Source organism: Duganella dendranthematis (assembly GCF_012849375.1).
Lineage (GTDB): Bacteria > Pseudomonadota > Gammaproteobacteria > Burkholderiales > Burkholderiaceae_D > Rugamonas > Rugamonas dendranthematis.
Genome location: NZ_CP051684.1, coordinates 1774062 through 1790227, shown reverse-complemented (window position 1 = coordinate 1790227; position 16166 = coordinate 1774062). Strand labels below are relative to the sequence as shown.

Below are 16166 nucleotides of genomic sequence, written 5' to 3'. Positions count from 1 at the left end.
TTCAGGAGACATGAATGCGTAAAGTGTGGAAGCTGCTGTTATCAAGCTGTCTTGCCGTCGCGCTGACGGCGGGCGCGCAGGACGATCAGGCGCCGGGACAGGCGCAGGCCAACAAGGGCAGCGGCGCGCGCGCCGAACTGGCCAAGCAGCCGCCCACGCTGCAGAACATCTACGGCCGCCAGCACCTTCTGCTGGATGGCCGCTGGAGCTACATCATCGATCCGTACGAGACGGGCTTTTACAACTATCGCCGTCAGCCGTTCGACCAGTCGCCCAGCGGCGCCGGTGGCTTCTACGACGACCGCAAGCCTAAGGACAAGGATGACGCAGTCGAATATAACTTCGACAGCTCGCCGACACTGGCGGTGCCGGGCGACTGGAATTCGCAGAACGCCAAGCTGGAATTCTATGAAGGCACCTTGTGGATGCGCCAGAAGTTCGTCGCCGCGCCGAAGGACGGCAAGCGCTACTTTCTCTACTTTGGCGCCGTCAATTACGAAGCGCACGTCTACCTGAACGGCAAAAAGATCGGCAGCCACAAGGGCGGCTTTACGCCGTTCCAGTTCGAGGTGACCGGGCGTCTGCTGAAAGGCGAGAACAACGTCATCGTCAAGGCCGACAATACGCGCCACCAGGATGATATCCCGACCGTGAACACCGACTGGTGGAATTACGGCGGCATCACGCGCGACGTGATTCTCGCCGAGACGCCGGACACTTATATCGAGGACTATCAGATTCAGTTAGCCAAGGGCGATATGGGTCGCATCGAAGGCCATGTGCAACTGGCAGGAACGCAGCGCGCGCAGGACGTGACGATCTCGATCGTTGAACTGGGCCTCAAGACCGTGGTGCGCACCGACGCCAACGGCCGCGCCGCCGTCAGCATCGCGCTGCCGAAGAACAAGGTGCGCTACTGGTCGCCGGAAGATCCCAAGCTGTACACGGTGACCATCGCCGGCGTCACCGATACGCTGAACGACCGCATCGGCCTGCGCACCATTGAAACGCGCGGCCACGATATTCTGCTGAACGGGAAGTCCATCTTCCTGCGCGGGATTTCGCTGCATGACGAGAATCCGCTGATCCCCGGCCGCCTGCGCGGCGAAGGCGATATGCGCATGATGCTGCAATGGGCCAAGGACATGAATTGCAATTACGTCCGCCTGGCGCATTATCCGCACAGCGAAGAGATGATCAAGCTGGCAGACGAAATGGGCATCCTGGTGTGGGCCGAGGTGCCGGTGTACTGGACCATTTCGTGGGAGAAGCCGGAAGTCTACGCCAACGCGCAACAGCAGCTGACTGACCTTGTGGTGCGCGACAAGAACCGCGCCAGCGTCATTATCTGGTCGATCGGTAACGAGACGCCGGTCAGCCCGGTGCGCACGCAGTTCATGGGCAAGCTGGCCGATACCGTGCGGTCGCTGGACCATACCCGTTTGGTCGGCGCGGCACTGGAAGTGCATCGCAGCGGCGACGTGGTGACGGTGGAAGATCCGCTGGCCGAGAAGATCGATCTGGCCAGCTTTAACCAGTACGCTGGCTGGTACTGGTCCAACAACAAGGAGATGATGAAGTTCTCCTTCAAGGTCAATTACAACAAGCCGGTGATCGTGACCGAGTTCGGCGCCGATGCGCTGGGCGGCTACCACGCCGACAGCGACACCAAGTGGAGCGAGGAGTATCAGGACCAGTTGTACAAGAATACCTTCAAGCTGCTGGATGCGATTCCCGGCCTGCGCGGCATGACGCCATGGGTACTGGCGGACTTCCGTTCGCCACGCCGTCCGCATCCTTACTATCAGGACTACTGGAACCGCAAGGGCCTGATCTCGGAGACCGGCAAGAAGAAGCAAGCCTTCTACACGCTGAAGTCCTATTACGACCAGAAGCAACAACAATACAAATGAAGACAAAATACATTGCTGCCGCCATCAGCGCGGCCCTGGCTTTCTCCGCCCACGCGCAGGACGCGCAAATCGACCGCAAGGTCGCAGACCTGATGAAACAGATGACGGTGGCCGAGAAGGTCGGCCAGCTGCATCAGCTGTCCGGCCGCCAGTTCACCGGCCCCACTAGCAGCGAGTACGCCGCCAAGCTGGCCGATATCCGCGCCGGCAAGGTCGGCTCGATGCTGAACGTGATCGGCGTGGCCGACACGCGCGAGATCCAGGCGCTGGCGCTGCAATCGCGTCTGAAGATCCCGCTGTTGTTCAGTCTTGACGTCATTCACGGTTACAAGACCGTGTTCCCGGTGCCGCTGGGCGAAGCCGCATCATGGGATCTGGATGCGATCGAGCTGTCCGCCCACATCGCCGCCACGGAAGCCGCCGCCGCCGGCATCCACTGGACCTTCGCACCGATGGTGGACGTGGCCCGCGATCCGCGCTGGGGACGCGTGATGGAAGGCGCCGGCGAAGACACTTATCTCGGCTCGCAGATCGCCACCGCGCGCGTGCACGGCTTCCAGGGCAAGAAGCTGGGCGCCACCGATTCCGTCATGGCGACCGCCAAGCACTTCGCCGCCTATGGCGCGGCGATTGCGGGCCGCGACTACAACGCGGTCGATATGAGTCCGCAGCAGCTATACGAAGTCTATCTGCCGCCCTTCAAGGCTGCCGCCGATGCCGGCGCGGCGACCTTCATGAACTCCTTCAATACGCTGAATGGCGTGCCGGCCACCGGCAACAGCATGCTTCAGCGCGATATCCTGAAGGGCGCCTGGAAATACAAGGGCTTCGTGGTCAGTGACTGGGGTTCGGTGCGCGAGATGGTGCCGCATGGTTATGCAGCCGATTTGTCCGACGCCGCCGTCAAAGCCATCAACGCCGGCAGCGATATGGACATGGAAGGCTATGCCTACAGCCAGCATCTGGAAGCCGCCGTCAAAGCCGGCAAGGTGAAGATGGCGACGCTGGACGATGCGGTGCGCCGTGTGCTGGTCAAGAAGTTTGAACTGGGCCTGTTCGACGATCCCTATCGCTACTCCGACGCCGCGCGTGAGAAGTCGGTACTGGGTATTGCTTCACACCGCGCCGCCGCGCTGGATGTGGCGCAGAAGTCCATCGTGCTGCTGAAGAATGAAGGCAAGCTGCTGCCGCTGTCGCGCGACGCCAAACGCATTGCGGTGATTGGCCCGCTGGCCGATGCGCAGCGCGATCTGGAAGGCGGCTGGGTGGTGCAGGGCGAACGCGCCAAGGTGGTCAGCATCCTGGAAGGCATGCGCGGCCACGCCGGCAAGGCGGAGATCAGTTACGCGCAGGCTTGCGCGCCTGGCTGCGCGTCGGCCGAGGGCTTTGCAGCCGCTGTCGCCACGGCGTCGCAATCGGACGTCATCGTACTGGCGGTTGGCGAAACCTGGGACATGAGCGGCGAAGCCAAGTCGCGCACCGACATCTCGCTGCCCGGTCAGCAGGAAGCGCTGTTCAATGCGCTCAAGGCCACCGGCAAGCCGGTGGTGGTGGTGATGCTGGCGGGCCGTCCGCTGGTGTTCAATACCATCGCGGACAAGGCCGAGGCCATCGTCTACGCCTGGTTCCCCGGCAGCGAAGGCGGCAACGCGGTGGCCAATGTGCTGTTCGGCGACTACAACCCGTCCGCCAAGCTGCCGATCACCTTCCCGCGCAGCGTGGGTCAGATCCCGCTGTCGTACGCGCAGTACAGCACGGGGCGCCCGGTCACCGATGAAAAGAATGTGGTCTACAAATCGGCTTACATCGATTCCGTCAACACACCGCGCTATGCGTTCGGCCATGGCCTGAGCTACACCGACTTCAAATATTCCGGCATGGCGCTGAGCAGCCCGGCCATGGGCGGCAAGGACAAGGTGACGCTATCGTTCGACCTGGCCAACAGCGGCAAGGTGGAAGGTACGGAGATCGTGCAGCTTTACCTGCGCGATATGGTGTCGTCGGTGGTGCGTCCGCTGAAGGAATTGAAGGGCTTCCAGAAAGTGCACCTGAAGCCGGGCGAGACGCGCCGCATCAGCTTCACCATCGACCGCGATACGCTGTCTTTCTTCAACAGCCAGCTGGCGTGGGGTGCGGAAGCGGGCGACTTCAAGCTGATGGTGGGTAGCGCCTCGGACGACATTCGCCTCGAAAGCACGCTGACCCTGCGCTAGCGCAGCTTCAGGATGCCGGCCATTTCGCCGCTCCTCTCCATGGCGTTGATTACCGCATTGACTTCGTCGACGGTAATCTGGCTCTTGCGAGAGACGGCGCACTTGGCTTTCACTTCGTAGATCACCAGCACGTGATAGCCGGGCGGCAGTCCGCCCTCGGCGAGCTGGCGGTTGACGGCGCTGCGCTGCGTGACCAGATAGTCGACGCGGCCGGCGCGCCATTTGCGGATCGACATCACGCTGGTTGGCGCATCGTCGCGGATATAGTCATTGCCGATGATTTTTTCCAGTTCGGGATACTGGTAGCCGACCACCGTCCCGAGACGCAGGCCGCGCAGGTCCGCCACAGTCGCCGGCGGTTTGACGTGCGGCGACGACACCACCACTTCGCTGGTGGGAATGAAGGCGCGGGTCCAATCGACCGCCCCGGGCAGCCATTCAGGCAGATAGCTGCACAGGATATCGCCTTCGCCGTGTTCCAACGCTGCCATCAGGCGCCGGCGCGGCAGCGCGATGTATTTCACCTGACGTCCCAATTGGTGCGCCAATGCGGCGCCCAGCTTGTCCTGGAACAGGGTGGTCTGCTGCTGGTCCGGCGTCATCATGCCATCGACTTTTTGCAGATAGCGCAGCGGTGGTTTTTCGGCGGCGTGCAGCGGCGCTGCCGCCAGCAGCGTGACCAATATCAGTCGCTTTAACATTGATAGAACCCTTTCTGCATCACGGCTACTTCTTCGCGCAGCCAGTCGCAAAAATGTGTGATCTTTTCCATGCCATCCTTGCCGCGGCCGACGATGATGCGGTAACCGCGCCGGTACTCGGCATGTGAGCAGCGTACCATTTTCAGTGAACCATTACATAGATCTTCGTTGGCGATGGCGTGCGACACCAGCGCCACGCCTTGTCCGGCCAGCGCCGACTGTACCATCACCGCGAAATTGGTGTAGCTGCGCGAGAAGTTGTAATTGCCGTTGAGCGCATTGTTATGCCGCAGTAGCTTGATCCAGGTGTCGGTGGTTTGCTCGTGCAGCAGTGGATAGCGGTTCAGCGTCTGCAGCGTGATCTCGGTTTCGCCGGGCGCCAGCAGCGACGGACTGTAGACCGCCACCAGCTCGTCCTGGAACAGCAGGTCGGGATCGCCGGGAATGGCGTCGTAGGTGCGCACCGCGATGTCGGTGCCGCCGTCGTTCATATCGGCCAGCAGGTCGCTGGAATCGATGCGGATGTCGAGCTCCGGATGGCGCATGGTGAAGCGCGGGATGCGCGGCACCAGCCATTTGATTGCCAGCGAATGGGTGGTCGAGATACGCAGGACTTTTTCTTCACCGCCGCCCTGTAGCGCGGACACCTTGGTATTCAACTCTCCCAGCATGCGGCGCACCGTGGCGGCCAGCTCCTGGCCTTTTTCGGTCAGCGCGATGTGGCGCGGATGGCGCGTGAACAGCTCAAACCCCAGCGTTTCCTCCAGTTGCTTGACTTGCAGGCTGATGGCGGCCGGCGTCTTGTGCAGTTCCTGCGCGGCCAGCTTGAAGCTGCCCCAGCGCGCGGCGCAATCGAAATCAAGCAACCCGGACAAGGAGCGCAGTGGTTTGGTCATGACTAAGTTTTTCTTATGTGATCGGCGAGAATAACTCGTTTGATAACGGTTTAATGCCAGCGCAGAATATAACGCATACGCAGACAAAATTCCATGAACAAGTTTTTCTTGTAGGAGATAGCCATGACACAACCCGAATTACTGATGCGCTTCAAGCGCGAGCTGGTTAGCCTGCTGTCGCAAATGGCGCTGCGCCAGTGACGTTTCTCTTGTATGGTGGATGGCATTTCCAGTATAGTGGAAATTCATCCTTCCACCACCGAGAGCTATTTCATGAGCAAGCACATCGTCGTGCAGTGCAGTTTCGAGCGGCACGCAGACGCCATCCTGGACATCTTCAACGACGCTATCCTGAACTCCACCGCGCTGTACGAATACAAGCCGCGCACGCCGGCGGTGATGGCCACCTGGTTTGACACCAAGCGCAATGGCGGATTCCCGGTGATCGGCATCGAGGATGAACACGGCGTGCTGGCCGGTTTCGGCAGCTACGGCACCTTCCGCGCCTTCCCGGCGTTTAAGTACACGGTGGAGCATTCGGTGTACATCCACAAGGACCATCGCGGCAAGGGGCTGGGCAAGCAGCTGATGCAGGAACTGATCGCCGTCGCGCGCGCTGCCAACCTGCACGCCATGATGGGCGGCATCGACGCCGCCAACGCCGGCAGCATCAAGCTGCACGAAGGGCTCGGTTTCAGGCACGTCGGCACCCTGCCGCAAGTCGGCTTCAAATTCGGCAACTGGCTGGACCTGGCTTTCTACCAACTGATCCTGGATACGCCGGCGCAGCCGGTTGATGGTTAATCAGCCAGCGCTGGCGCGGTAGCGCGTTCCAGTTCGTCCAGCCACAGGATGGCATGCTCGCGGCTGGCGCCGCACATGTCGGCGGCGGGTTGCAGGCCGGCGCAGAAGGCCGGCCGTTCGGGACGGCCGAACACCAGACAGCGGTTATCGTCCGCCAGTTGCACGCAGCGCACGCCTGCCGGTTTACCATTCGGCATGCCGGGCAGAGGGCTGGTGATGGAGGGGGCGGTGCAGCAGGCGCCGCAATTGGGCCGGCACTCCAGGGCGGACGTGATTTGCATAGGGCCGCTATTTTACGCGGTTTTGCGCGGCGCCTCGATCAACAGCACTTCCGTGTCCTCCAGCGCATGCAGGTACAACATGGTTTCGCCGGTAATCGCGGCGCCGTCGCGCGCCGCCAGTTGCTCCTCGTTGACCTGCAAACTGCCATCCACCGCCACCAGATAAGCATCGCCGTCCACTGCGTGCGTGAGGCGATCGCCGGCGCGCAGGCTGGCCACCAGCAGACGGGCATCGGCCTTCAGCGGCAGCGCGCCTTGCTGCTGATCTTCCGCATCGCCGCTGGCCAGCACGATCAGCTTGCCGTTGCGGTCGGCCGGCGGAAAGCGCCGGGTTTGCCATGACGGCGCGCCGCCGGTGGTGCGCGGTGTCAGCCAGATCTGGTATAGCAAGGTCGGATCGGCCTCGTGGTTATGTTCCGAATGGACGATGCCGTCGCCGGCGCTCATCACCTGCACGTCACCGGCGGCGATGCGGCTCCGATTGCCCAGGCTGTCCGCATGCGTGATGGCGCCACGCCGCACATAGGTGATGATTTCGACGTCGCGGTGCCCGTGCATCGGAAAACCCGAATCCGGCGCGAATTGGTCGTCGTTCCAGACGTGCAGCGGACCGACCGGGCCGTATTCGGGCTTGCCCATGCCGGCAAAGCGGAAGTGCAGCCGGGCCTTGAGCCAGCCGGCGTCGCGGCCGGCCAGCGTAGCGTAGGGACGCGGTGTGATCATGGCTTACACCTGCGCCTGGCCACCGTCGACAAACAGCTCGCTGCCGTTGACGAAGCTGGCGTCGTCGGAGGCGAGGAAGGTGACGGCGCTGGCGATTTCGCTGGCCTCGCCCACGCGACCGATCGGGACCTGCGTCGCCAGGTAGTCCAGCAGGCCTTGCTGCTGTGCCGCGTCGGGACCTGCCAGCTCTACCAGGCCGGGCGTGCGCACCGGACCGGGAACGATGGTGTTGACGCGCACGCCGCGGTCTTTCAGGTCGAGGATCCAGTTGCGGGCGAACGAGCGCACCGCAGCTTTCGACGCGGCATACACGCTGAAGGCCGGCGTGCCCATGTTGGCGGCGGTGGAGCCGGTCAGGATCACCGACGCGCCTTGCGACAGCAGCGGGATGGCTTTCTGCACCGTGAACAGCAAACCCTTGACGTTACGGTCGAAGGTATCGTCATAGTGTTCCTCGGTGATGGCGCCCAGCGGCAGCATCGAACCGCCGCCGGCGTTGGCGAACAGCACGTCCAGGCGGCCGTGGCGTTGCTGGATGGTGGCGTACAGGCGGTCCAGGTCGGCCAGGTTGGTGGAGTCGATGCGCAGGCCGCTGGCGCCGTGGCCGATCGCTTCGGCAGCGGCGGCCAGTTCCGCTTCGCGGCGGCCGGTGATGATCACGGTGGCGCCTTCGGCGGCGAAACGTTGCGCGGTGGCGAAGCCGATGCCAGTGGTGCCGCCGGTAACCAGTGCGATTTTGTTTGCGAGTTTCATGATGTCGTTTCCTTGTCTTGGTTGAGAAATGCTGCTCGATGTTGACATGGTACGCAGGGTCGGATTGTTTTAAAATAGAAGCAATCGCAAACTATCTTTGCAAAAATGGTGATGTCAAAAATTCCAGATTTTGAAGGACTGGCGATGTTCGCCAAGGTGGCCGAGGAGGGCTCGTTCGCGGCGGCGGCGCGCACGCTGGGGTGTCGGTGGCCACCGTGTCGCGCGGCGTCACCCGGCTGGAGGAGCGGCTCGGCGCGCGCCTGCTCAACCGCAGTTCGCGCCAGCTGGCGCTGACCGGGTTCGGGCAGACGGTGGCGGAGAGCGCCACGCGCATTTATCGCGATGCCGAGGCGACCGAAGGTGCGGCACGCGAGCTGTCCGTGCAGCCACGTGGCCTGATCAAGTTCGCCGCGCCGATGTCGTTCGGCCTGCGCTGGGTGGCGCCGCTGTTGCCGGAGTTTTTTGCGCTGTATCCGGAAGTGTCGGTGGACTTGCACCTGTCCGACGCGGCGGTCGATCTGGTCGGCGAAGGCTTCGACGCCGCGCTCCGCATCGCCGTGCTGCCGGATTCCGCGCTGGTGGCGCGTAAGCTGTGTTCCGTGTCGCAGGTGCTGCTGGCGGCGCCTTCCTACCTGGCGCGGCACGGCGAGCCGGCGCACCCGTCGGAACTTGGCGCGCATGCCTGCATGGCCTATACCTACCGCGCGCGCAGCGCGTCCTGGCGCTTCACCAGCAAGGATGGCGAGGAAGTCAGTATCGTCCCAAACGGTCCGCTGCGGGTGAACAATGCGGATGCGCTGGTGCCGGCGGCACTGGCGGGACTGGCCATCTGCGAACTGCCGGAATTTATGGCGGCCGACCATGTGCGCAGCGGCCAGCTGCAGCCGTTGTTGACCGATTGGGCGATGGCCACCGGCGGCGTGTATTTCGTGCGGCCATCGGCGCGCGCCAAGCCGGCCAAGGTGGAGGCGCTGGCTAACTTTCTCGCCGACCGGCTGTCGGCGCCGGATTGGCAGCTGACGGAGCGTCGCTAGCTTGAGCGGCTTTGAGCCAGTTCGCAACGGTCTGCGCCACCCACTCGCCGGCGTCCAGCGGCAGGTCGTGACCGGCGGTAGGGTGGATGGCGTGGGCGGCTTGCCAGGCATTGGCCAGGTTGGCCGAGCAGCGCGGATCGACCAGTTGATCGCCGCCGCTGCTTAACACCAGCAGCGGCGCCGTCGGCCGCGTGGCCGGCGCGCGGAAGCGGGCGGCGGACCACAGCTGGCGCAGGGCGTTGGCGCGCGTGACGGGATATTCGCGCTGGTATTCCAGCCAGCGTTTCAGCAAGCCGTCGCGCTGTTCGCTGTCGCCTTCGCGGCTGGTCAGGCGCAGGATCAGGCGTTCCTGGTTTTCCACGCCGCCCTTCAGCATCAGCTTCAGAATCGACGGATAGTTCTGCCAGCGCAGGCGCTGGTGGAAGCGGCTGTACGGACGCATGCTGGTGTTGATCAGCACACAGCGCGCGATTTCCTGCGGGTAGCGGCTGGCCCACTCCACCGCCACCATGCCGCCCAGCGACAGCGCCAGCAGCGACCACGGCGCCGGCACGCCGCGCGCGTGCAGGTCGGCGCGGCAGAATTCCACCATCTCGGCCACGCTGGTGGCGCTGTGCCGGGCGTGATGCTTGCCATTGCCCGGCAGATCGGGCGTGGTGATGCTGGCGTCCGGCAGCACCTGCGCCAGCTGGCCGGGAAAGCGTCCCCAGTGGCGCTGTTCGCGCATCAGGCCGCGCAGCAGAACCCAGTGGCTCATGTGTGATACCACTGGGTCAGCGCGCGGCGGTGCTGGATGGTGCGCGCCATGCCTTCGGGCAGCCAGCGTCCGTGGCTGTTCGCCGCGCGCATCAGGAAGTCGAACAGGATCAGGTGACGCCGCAGCACGCGCTGCAGGCGGTGCCGCGCGGTGGGGTTGAACATGGCGATGCGGTCGAAGATCTGGCGCGGATTTTTTTTCACCCACAGCCACGAGCCCATCTCCAGCGTGAGCGGCAGGAATACGCGCTCGCTGTAGCTGGTGCCGTTGAGGTACAGGTAGTCCCACAGGTCGCCGTGGGTGCGGTACTGGCGGCTCTGCGGTTCGAACACGTAGTTGTGATTCGGGTAGCTCTGGCTGAACAGCTGTTCCAGCGCGCCGATGTCGGCCAGGTGAGGAATCGGCGTGGCGGTGTGCGCATGTGGGAACCACACGCGGTCGCGCAGGCCGAAGCCGGAGTGGCAATCGAGCGCCATGCTGAACTGGCGGGTCAGCAGTTCGCGTTCCACCAGGTCGCACACGGCCTGGCTTTCCGGCTCCATCGGCGCGCCCTCGGCGCCGCGGTACCACGGCAGGTGGTGGCTGTAGCGCTGCCCGCCCAGCATGAACGGCACTTTCTCGACCGCGCTCAAGGGCGCGTTGCGCATCAGGTCCACACCTTGCGGATTGCAGCGCGTGGCCTGCCACATGCCGCCTGGATTCACCAGCGGCATGAACACCAGCCGCATCGATTCCAGTTGCTGGTGCAGCGTGCTGTCCCAGCGCAGCCGCGCCAGCAGGCTTTCGAGGAACGACAGCACCACCTGGGTGCCGATCCGTTCCAGTCCGTGGATGCCGCCGAAGAAGCCCAGCGCCGGCACGTCCGGACTGGGATTGCCGATCGCGATGGTGTAGACCGGGAACTGGCGGCCGTCCATCGCCACGGTGCACGAGGTAGCGACTTCCAGATGCTTCCCGCCTTCGTCGATCAGACGTTTCAGGGTGATCAGTTCGGGCAGGTTCTTCTCAGGCATACGGGACGGCGCAAAAAAGATATGACTGCCAGTGTAGCCGATATTGCTAGCCTTTCGTCGCCAGTGCCAGCAGTGTTTCGCGGAAGGTGGCGACCAGCGGCCGCAGGTTGATGCGGTGCCACGCCGCCCACACCGCCGCGTGGTAGGTGAACCATGGCAGCTCGCGCATCACCACGCCGGGCGGCGCCTGGTGGCGCATGCCTTGCTGCACCAGCGCGATGCCCAGTCCCGCCGCCACCAGACCGAGCGCGGTGGTCGGTTCGCTGGCTTCCATCTTGATGTTGGGCGTGAAGCCGGAGCGCACGCAGGCGGCCACAAACTGGTGGTGATGGTCGCCGGTTTCCTGATGGCGCACCACGATGAATTCCTGGCCGGCCAGGTCGGCCGGCTGCAAGGCGGCGATGTCGCACAGCGGATGGCCTTCGGGCAGGGCCAGCATCATCGGGTCGCTCAGCACCTTCACGCTTTCCAGATCGGGGTCGTCGATGGCCGGCGGATCGCAGATCAGCGCGATGTCCAGGCTTCGCTGGCGCAGGCCTTCCAGCTGCTCCGACGAGTGCAGGCTATATAGCGCCACGTGCACGTGCGGACGCGAGGCGCGCAGGTCGCGCAGGCCGGCGGGTAGCACGCCAGCGTGCATGGCGTTTTCGATGTAGCCGATGCACAGGCCACCTTCGTCGCCGCGCCCGAGGCGCCTGGCCAGTCCCTCCAGTCGCGAGGCGTGGGTCAGGAAAGCCTGGGTCTCGGCCAGGAAGGTGCGGCCGTCGCGTGTCAGGCGGATGCGCTGCTGGCTGCGCTCGAACAGCGTCAGGCCCAGCTTTTCTTCCAGCTGGGCGATCTGCCGGCTCAGCGGCGATTGCGAGATGTGCAGCTTTTCAGCGGCGCGCCCCACGTGCTCTTCCTCGGCCACAGTGACGAAGTATTGGAGTTGGCGAATGTCTAACATATCAGACCTTTGGAGACTTAACTTGTGCAAATTATGTCTTGGACAGTCTGATGTAGTCAATCTAAACTTGCTTCACTTTCTTCATCACTGTCTTCATCACCTCAAGGAATCAAGATGAGTATCCGTCAAAAACTGAATGGCAAACTGGGCTTCGGCACCGCGCCGCTGGGTAATATGTTCCGCAACATTCCAGAGGCCGAGGCGCTGGCCACGGTGGATGCGGCCTGGGAACAGGGCATCCGCCATTTCGATACCGCGCCGCTGTACGGCGCCGGCCTGGCTGAGCTGCGTCTGGGCGAGGCGCTGGCCAAGCGTAATCGCGACGACTATGTATTGGCCACCAAGGTGGGCCGCCTGATCCTCGATGAAATCGAAGATCCGTCGCAGCGCGACATGGGCGAAAAAGGCGGCGTGTTCGAGTTTGGCCGTCCGAACAAAATCGTCAACGACTACAGCGCCGACGCCACGCTGCGCTCGATCGAAGACAGCCTGAAACGCCTGAAGACCGATCACCTGGACATCGTCTACGTCCACGACGTGGCGCAAGACTTCTACGGCGATGAATGGATCGGTCAATTCGAGATCGCTCGCACCGGCGCCTTCCGTGTGCTGGACCGCCTGCGCAACGAAGGTGTGATCAAGGCCTGGGGCCTGGGCGTCAACCGCGTGGAAGCGCTGGAACTGCTGCTGGACCTGAACGAGCCGCAGCCCAACGCCACGCTGCTGGCCGGCCGCTATACGCTGCTGGATCACGAACGCGCGCTGCAACGCGCCTTGCCGGCGGCGCTCAAACGCGGCGTCGACATCGTGGTCGGCGGCCCATACAGCTCGGGCATCCTGGCCGGCGGCGCGCACTTTGAATACCAGAAGGCGCCGGCCGACATCATCGCCAAGGTGGAACGCATCAAGGCCATCGCGCAGAAGCATGGCGTCAGCGTGAAAGCGGCGGCGTTGCAGTTCTCACTGGCCCATCCTGCGGTGGCGGCGGTGATTCCCGGCGCCAGCCGTCCGGAACGCATCACTGAAGATCACGCGGCGCTGAACGAAGTCATTCCAGCGGCGTTCTGGCAGGAGATGCGCGCGCAAAACCTGGTGGCCGCCGACGCGCCGCTGCCTGGCGAGAAGGCGTAATCATGGCCAGCACCATCGCCAGTATCACGCTTCCTGTGGCTGCGGACCGTGTGTGGCAACTGATCGGCGGCTTCAATGCGCTGCCCGATTGGCTGCCGTACATCCCGCACAGCGAATTGAGCGAGGGTGGCCGCGTGCGCACCCTGGCCAATCCGGCAGGTGAAGCGATTGTCGAACGTCTTGAGACGTTCAACGACAAGGAACGCTACTACAGCTATTCGATCCTGAAGGCGCCGTTCCCGGCCACGGATTACCTGGCGACGCTGCGTGTAACGCCGTAGGGCGATGCCGCCTCGGTGGTCGAGTGGTCCGGCAGCTTTACGCCGGTGGGCGTCAGCGAACAAGAAATCACGCAGCTGTTCCACGGTATTTATACCGATGGTCTGCAAGCACTCAAGGAGCAAGTATGAGCATTCCACAATTAGGTATTGGTACTTTCCGTCTGCAGGGCGAGGTGGTGATCGATTCGGTGCGCAACGGCCTGGAAGCCGGCTACCGCGTCATCGATACCGCGCAAATCTACGGTAACGAGGCGGAAGTCGGCGCGGCGATTGCGGCCAGCGGCGTGCCGCGTTCGGAGCTGTTCATCACCACCAAGATCTGGATCGCCAACCTGTCGAAGGAGAAGCTGATTCCAAGCCTGAAAGAGAGCCTGGCCAAGCTGCGCACCGACTACGTTGACCTGACCCTGATCCACTGGCCATCGCCGGGCGGCGAGGTGCCGGTGGCGGAATTCATGGCGGCGCTGGCGGAAGCCAGGGCGCTAGGGTTGACGCGCCAGATCGGCGTCTCCAACTTTACGGTGGCGCTGATGCATCAGGCGATTGATGCAGTCGGCGCGCCGGCGATTGCCACCAACCAGGTCGAGCTGCATCCGTATCTGCAAAACCGCAAGGTAGTGGAGTTCGCGCGCGAGCATGGAATTCACATCACGTCCTACATGACGCTAGCCTACGGCAAAGTGCTGGGCGACGCGGTGATCCAGCAGATCGCTGCGCGTCACAACGCCACGCCGGCGCAGGTGGTGCTGGCCTGGGCGATGCAGCTGGGTTATGCGGTGATTCCATCGTCGACCAAGCGCGCCAATTTGGACAGCAACCTGAAAGCGCTGGACCTGAAACTGAGCGGCGACGATATGGCGCAGATCGCGGCGCTGGAGCGCAACGAACGCCTGACCAGCCCTCAAGGCCTGGCGCCAGCCTGGGACTGAGCATGCTATAGTAGGCGCTCTTCACTGATGAGGTATTCGTACGATGAATAAATGATGCAGCTATCTGATTAACCATGTGTCCCGCAACGGGACGGTTTTCACGCATCATTAAAGATCATCATGACGAATACCTGCCTGACGCTGGAAAGCGTCTCCTACATGCTGGCCGACGGCCGCATCCTGTTCCAGAACCTGAACGAAGTATTCGACCAGCGCCGCACTGGCCTGGTGGGCCGCAATGGCGCCGGCAAGAGCGTGCTGGCGCGCCTGCTGGCCGGCGAGTTGATGCCGTCGGCGGGCCGCATCGCGCGCAGCGGCGCGGTGCATTATCTGTCGCAGCAGATTGCGCAGCATGGCACGGTGGCGACGCTGGCCGGCGCCGACGCCACACTGGCGGCATTGCAGCGCATCGAAAACGGCAGCGCCGATCCGGCCGATTTCGACGCCGTCGGCGAACGCTGGGATCTGCGCGATCGCTTGCAGTCCGAACTTGATCGCAGCGGCTTGCCGCACCTGCGGCCGGAGACGCCGGCTGCCTCCCTGAGCGGCGGCGAGGCGATGCGGGTGTCGCTGATCGCCGCCTGGCTATCCGACGCCGCTTTCCTGATCCTCGATGAACCCAGCAATCACCTCGACCGCGCCAACCGACTGGCGCTGATGGCGCAGTTGCAGCGCTGGCCCAATGGCCTGCTGGTGGTGAGCCACGACCGCGAACTACTGGAGCAGATGACGCGCATCGTCGAACTGTCGCCACTGGGCTTGCGCAGCTACGGCGGCGGTTATACCTTCTACGCTGAATGCAAGGAAGCGGAACGCGAGGCCGCGCAACGCCAGCTGGACCAACGCAAGCTGGAACGCAAGCGTGACACGCAGGCCATGCGCGAACAGCAGGAGAAGCAGGAGCGCCGGCTGGCCAAAGGCGCCAGCGATGGACGCGACGCCAATCAGGCCAAGATCCTGCTGGGCGGGCAGAAGAACCGCGCGCAAGGCACGGCCGGCAAGCTGCGGCAGCAGCACGCAGCGCAGCAGGAGGCTTTGTCGCAGCTGGTGAAGGATGCTGCGCAGCAGATCGCGCCCAACGCCGCCATCGCCATGCATGCACTGGCCGCACCGCAGGCTGCCCGTTTGCGGCTGGCGGAACTGAAGGACGTGGTGCTGCCCTATGCGCCCCCGGCCACGCGCCACATCAGCTTGACCATCAGCGGCCAGCAGCGCATCGGCGTGGTGGGGCCGAACGGTTGCGGCAAATCGACCTTGCTCAAGCTGTTGGCGGGCCAGCTGCAAGCTTTGGCCGGCCGCTGCGAGGTGCGGGCGCGCGCCGCCTATCTCGATCAGCAATTGACGCAACTGGCGCCGCAGCGTTCGGCGATCGACTATCTGCTGGACGCCAACCGCGAGGCCGGCGCGTCGGCGCTGCGCACCCATCTTGCGCAAATGGGTTTGGATGCGCAACTGGCGGCAGCGCCGGTCGGCCTGCTCAGCGGCGGCGAACGGTTGAAGGTGGCGCTGGCCTGCGCACTGTACGCGCATCCGCCGGCACAGCTGTTGCTGCTGGATGAGCCAAGCAACCATCTGGACCTCGATTCGCTGGCCGCGCTGGAAGCCATGCTGCGCCAATACCAGGGCGCGCTGCTGGTGGTGTCGCATGACGAGGTGTTCATGCAGGCGCTGAATCTGACGCATCGTTTGCAGGCCGGCGCCGACGGTTGGCGGGTCAGTGAGTAGGCGCTTACTGCCGGTTCGTTTCATTAGCGTACAGCGGCTTTGGCCGCCGCTTATGGTACTGTCGTT

The 16166-nt window shown here is 63.6% G+C and carries 14 protein-coding genes and 2 pseudogenes; 8 read left to right on the top strand and 8 right to left on the bottom strand.

The annotated features are described in order from the left end of the window. Positions 1-14 precede the first annotated feature (14 nt). Positions 15-1913, top strand: a complete 1899-nt coding sequence (locus tag HH213_RS08310; protein WP_169111941.1) for a glycoside hydrolase family 2 protein — start codon at positions 15-17, stop codon at positions 1911-1913. Then, a complete protein-coding gene (locus HH213_RS08305) occupies positions 1910-4126 on the top strand; it encodes a glycoside hydrolase family 3 N-terminal domain-containing protein (protein ID WP_169111940.1) in 2217 nt (738 codons plus the stop codon). Before HH213_RS08310 ends, HH213_RS08305 begins: the two co-directional genes overlap by 4 nt. Here the strand turns inward: HH213_RS08305 and HH213_RS08300 are convergent. Both HH213_RS08300 and HH213_RS08295 read right to left on the bottom strand, forming a co-directional pair. Continuing rightward, a complete protein-coding gene (locus HH213_RS08300; protein WP_169111939.1) occupies positions 4123-4827 on the bottom strand; it encodes a substrate-binding periplasmic protein in 705 nt (234 codons plus the stop codon). The two genes, HH213_RS08305 and HH213_RS08300, sit on opposite strands and share 4 nt — an antisense overlap. Beyond that, the gene (locus HH213_RS08295) at positions 4821-5723 is read right to left on the bottom strand and encodes a LysR substrate-binding domain-containing protein (protein ID WP_169111938.1); all 903 of its coding nucleotides are present in this window, start codon (positions 5721-5723) and stop codon (positions 4821-4823) included. Before HH213_RS08295 ends, HH213_RS08300 begins: the two co-directional genes overlap by 7 nt. A 273-nt stretch (positions 5724-5996) precedes the next feature. On the opposite strand from HH213_RS08295, the gene HH213_RS08290 reads away from it, so the two are divergent. Continuing rightward, positions 5997-6527 carry a GNAT family N-acetyltransferase gene (locus HH213_RS08290; protein WP_169111937.1) on the top strand — a complete coding sequence of 177 codons (531 nt, stop codon included), beginning with the start codon at positions 5997-5999 and terminating at the stop codon, positions 6525-6527. Here the strand turns inward: HH213_RS08290 and HH213_RS08285 are convergent. The 3 genes from HH213_RS08285 to HH213_RS08275 are packed head-to-tail and all read right to left on the bottom strand — an operon-like array spanning position 6524 to position 8284. Then, entirely contained in the window at positions 6524-6808 is a 285-nt protein-coding gene (locus HH213_RS08285; RefSeq protein WP_110845446.1) for a YkgJ family cysteine cluster protein, read from the bottom strand. The genes HH213_RS08290 and HH213_RS08285 overlap by 4 nt on opposite strands. 12 nt (positions 6809-6820) lie before the next feature. Further along, positions 6821-7531 (bottom strand): pirin family protein, encoded by a 711-nt coding sequence (locus HH213_RS08280; protein ID WP_169111936.1) that lies wholly within the window; start codon positions 7529-7531, stop codon positions 6821-6823. A 3-nt stretch (positions 7532-7534) separates the two neighbouring features. Continuing rightward, positions 7535-8284, bottom strand: coding sequence for an SDR family oxidoreductase (locus tag HH213_RS08275; RefSeq protein WP_169111935.1), 750 nt, complete (start codon positions 8282-8284; stop codon positions 7535-7537). Positions 8285-8395: 111 nt separating this feature from the next. Here HH213_RS08275 and HH213_RS08270 point away from each other — a divergent pair. Next, a pseudogene (locus HH213_RS08270) lies at positions 8396-9318 on the top strand (LysR family transcriptional regulator). Here the strand turns inward: HH213_RS08270 and HH213_RS08265 are convergent. The 3 genes from HH213_RS08265 to HH213_RS08255 are packed head-to-tail and all read right to left on the bottom strand — an operon-like array spanning position 9260 to position 12034. Continuing rightward, positions 9260-10075 carry an alpha/beta fold hydrolase gene (locus HH213_RS08265; protein WP_169111933.1) on the bottom strand — a complete coding sequence of 272 codons (816 nt, stop codon included), beginning with the start codon at positions 10073-10075 and terminating at the stop codon, positions 9260-9262. The pseudogene HH213_RS08270 and the gene HH213_RS08265 sit on opposite strands and share 59 nt — an antisense overlap. Beyond that, positions 10072-11088 (bottom strand): M14 family zinc carboxypeptidase, encoded by a 1017-nt coding sequence (locus HH213_RS08260; RefSeq protein ID WP_169111932.1) that lies wholly within the window; start codon positions 11086-11088, stop codon positions 10072-10074. Before HH213_RS08260 ends, HH213_RS08265 begins: the two co-directional genes overlap by 4 nt. Positions 11089-11134: 46 nt before the next feature. Beyond that, on the bottom strand, positions 11135-12034 hold the full coding sequence (locus HH213_RS08255; RefSeq protein ID WP_169111931.1) for a LysR family transcriptional regulator: 900 nt from the start codon (positions 12032-12034) through the stop codon (positions 11135-11137). Positions 12035-12148: 114 nt separating this feature from the next. Between HH213_RS08255 and HH213_RS08250 the strand changes: the two genes are divergently transcribed. The 4 genes and pseudogenes from HH213_RS08250 (at position 12149) to HH213_RS08235 (ending at position 16100) form a co-directional block, all read left to right on the top strand. Then, positions 12149-13165 carry an aldo/keto reductase gene (locus HH213_RS08250; RefSeq protein ID WP_169111930.1) on the top strand — a complete coding sequence of 339 codons (1017 nt, stop codon included), beginning with the start codon at positions 12149-12151 and terminating at the stop codon, positions 13163-13165. A 2-nt stretch (positions 13166-13167) separates the two neighbouring features. After that, positions 13168-13575: pseudogene (locus HH213_RS08245) on the top strand (SRPBCC family protein). Continuing rightward, positions 13572-14375 carry a 2,5-didehydrogluconate reductase DkgB gene (gene dkgB, locus HH213_RS08240; RefSeq protein WP_169111929.1) on the top strand — a complete coding sequence of 268 codons (804 nt, stop codon included), beginning with the start codon at positions 13572-13574 and terminating at the stop codon, positions 14373-14375. The pseudogene HH213_RS08245 and the gene dkgB overlap by 4 nt, the downstream one beginning before the upstream one ends. Before the next feature lie 120 nt (positions 14376-14495). Beyond that, positions 14496-16100 carry an ABC-F family ATP-binding cassette domain-containing protein gene (locus HH213_RS08235; protein WP_169111928.1) on the top strand — a complete coding sequence of 535 codons (1605 nt, stop codon included), beginning with the start codon at positions 14496-14498 and terminating at the stop codon, positions 16098-16100. Positions 16101-16166 lie beyond the last annotated feature (66 nt).

Coding starts and splice junctions, on each gene's coding strand:
- dkgB (WP_169111929.1), top strand. CDS start 13,572: ATGAGCATTCCACAATTAGGTATTGGTACTTTCCGTCTGCAGGGCGAG.
- HH213_RS08300 (WP_169111939.1), bottom strand. CDS start 4,827: ATGTTAAAGCGACTGATATTGGTCACGCTGCTGGCGGCAGCGCCGCTG.
- HH213_RS08265 (WP_169111933.1), bottom strand. CDS start 10,075: ATGAGCCACTGGGTTCTGCTGCGCGGCCTGATGCGCGAACAGCGCCAC.
- HH213_RS08285 (WP_110845446.1), bottom strand. CDS start 6,808: ATGCAAATCACGTCCGCCCTGGAGTGCCGGCCCAATTGCGGCGCCTGC.
- HH213_RS08290 (WP_169111937.1), top strand. CDS start 5,997: ATGAGCAAGCACATCGTCGTGCAGTGCAGTTTCGAGCGGCACGCAGAC.
- HH213_RS08275 (WP_169111935.1), bottom strand. CDS start 8,284: ATGAAACTCGCAAACAAAATCGCACTGGTTACCGGCGGCACCACTGGC.
- HH213_RS08305 (WP_169111940.1), top strand. CDS start 1,910: ATGAAGACAAAATACATTGCTGCCGCCATCAGCGCGGCCCTGGCTTTC.
- HH213_RS08310 (WP_169111941.1), top strand. CDS start 15: ATGCGTAAAGTGTGGAAGCTGCTGTTATCAAGCTGTCTTGCCGTCGCG.
- HH213_RS08255 (WP_169111931.1), bottom strand. CDS start 12,034: ATGTTAGACATTCGCCAACTCCAATACTTCGTCACTGTGGCCGAGGAA.
- HH213_RS08235 (WP_169111928.1), top strand. CDS start 14,496: ATGACGAATACCTGCCTGACGCTGGAAAGCGTCTCCTACATGCTGGCC.
- HH213_RS08260 (WP_169111932.1), bottom strand. CDS start 11,088: ATGCCTGAGAAGAACCTGCCCGAACTGATCACCCTGAAACGTCTGATC.
- HH213_RS08250 (WP_169111930.1), top strand. CDS start 12,149: ATGAGTATCCGTCAAAAACTGAATGGCAAACTGGGCTTCGGCACCGCG.
- HH213_RS08280 (WP_169111936.1), bottom strand. CDS start 7,531: ATGATCACACCGCGTCCCTACGCTACGCTGGCCGGCCGCGACGCCGGC.
- HH213_RS08295 (WP_169111938.1), bottom strand. CDS start 5,723: ATGACCAAACCACTGCGCTCCTTGTCCGGGTTGCTTGATTTCGATTGC.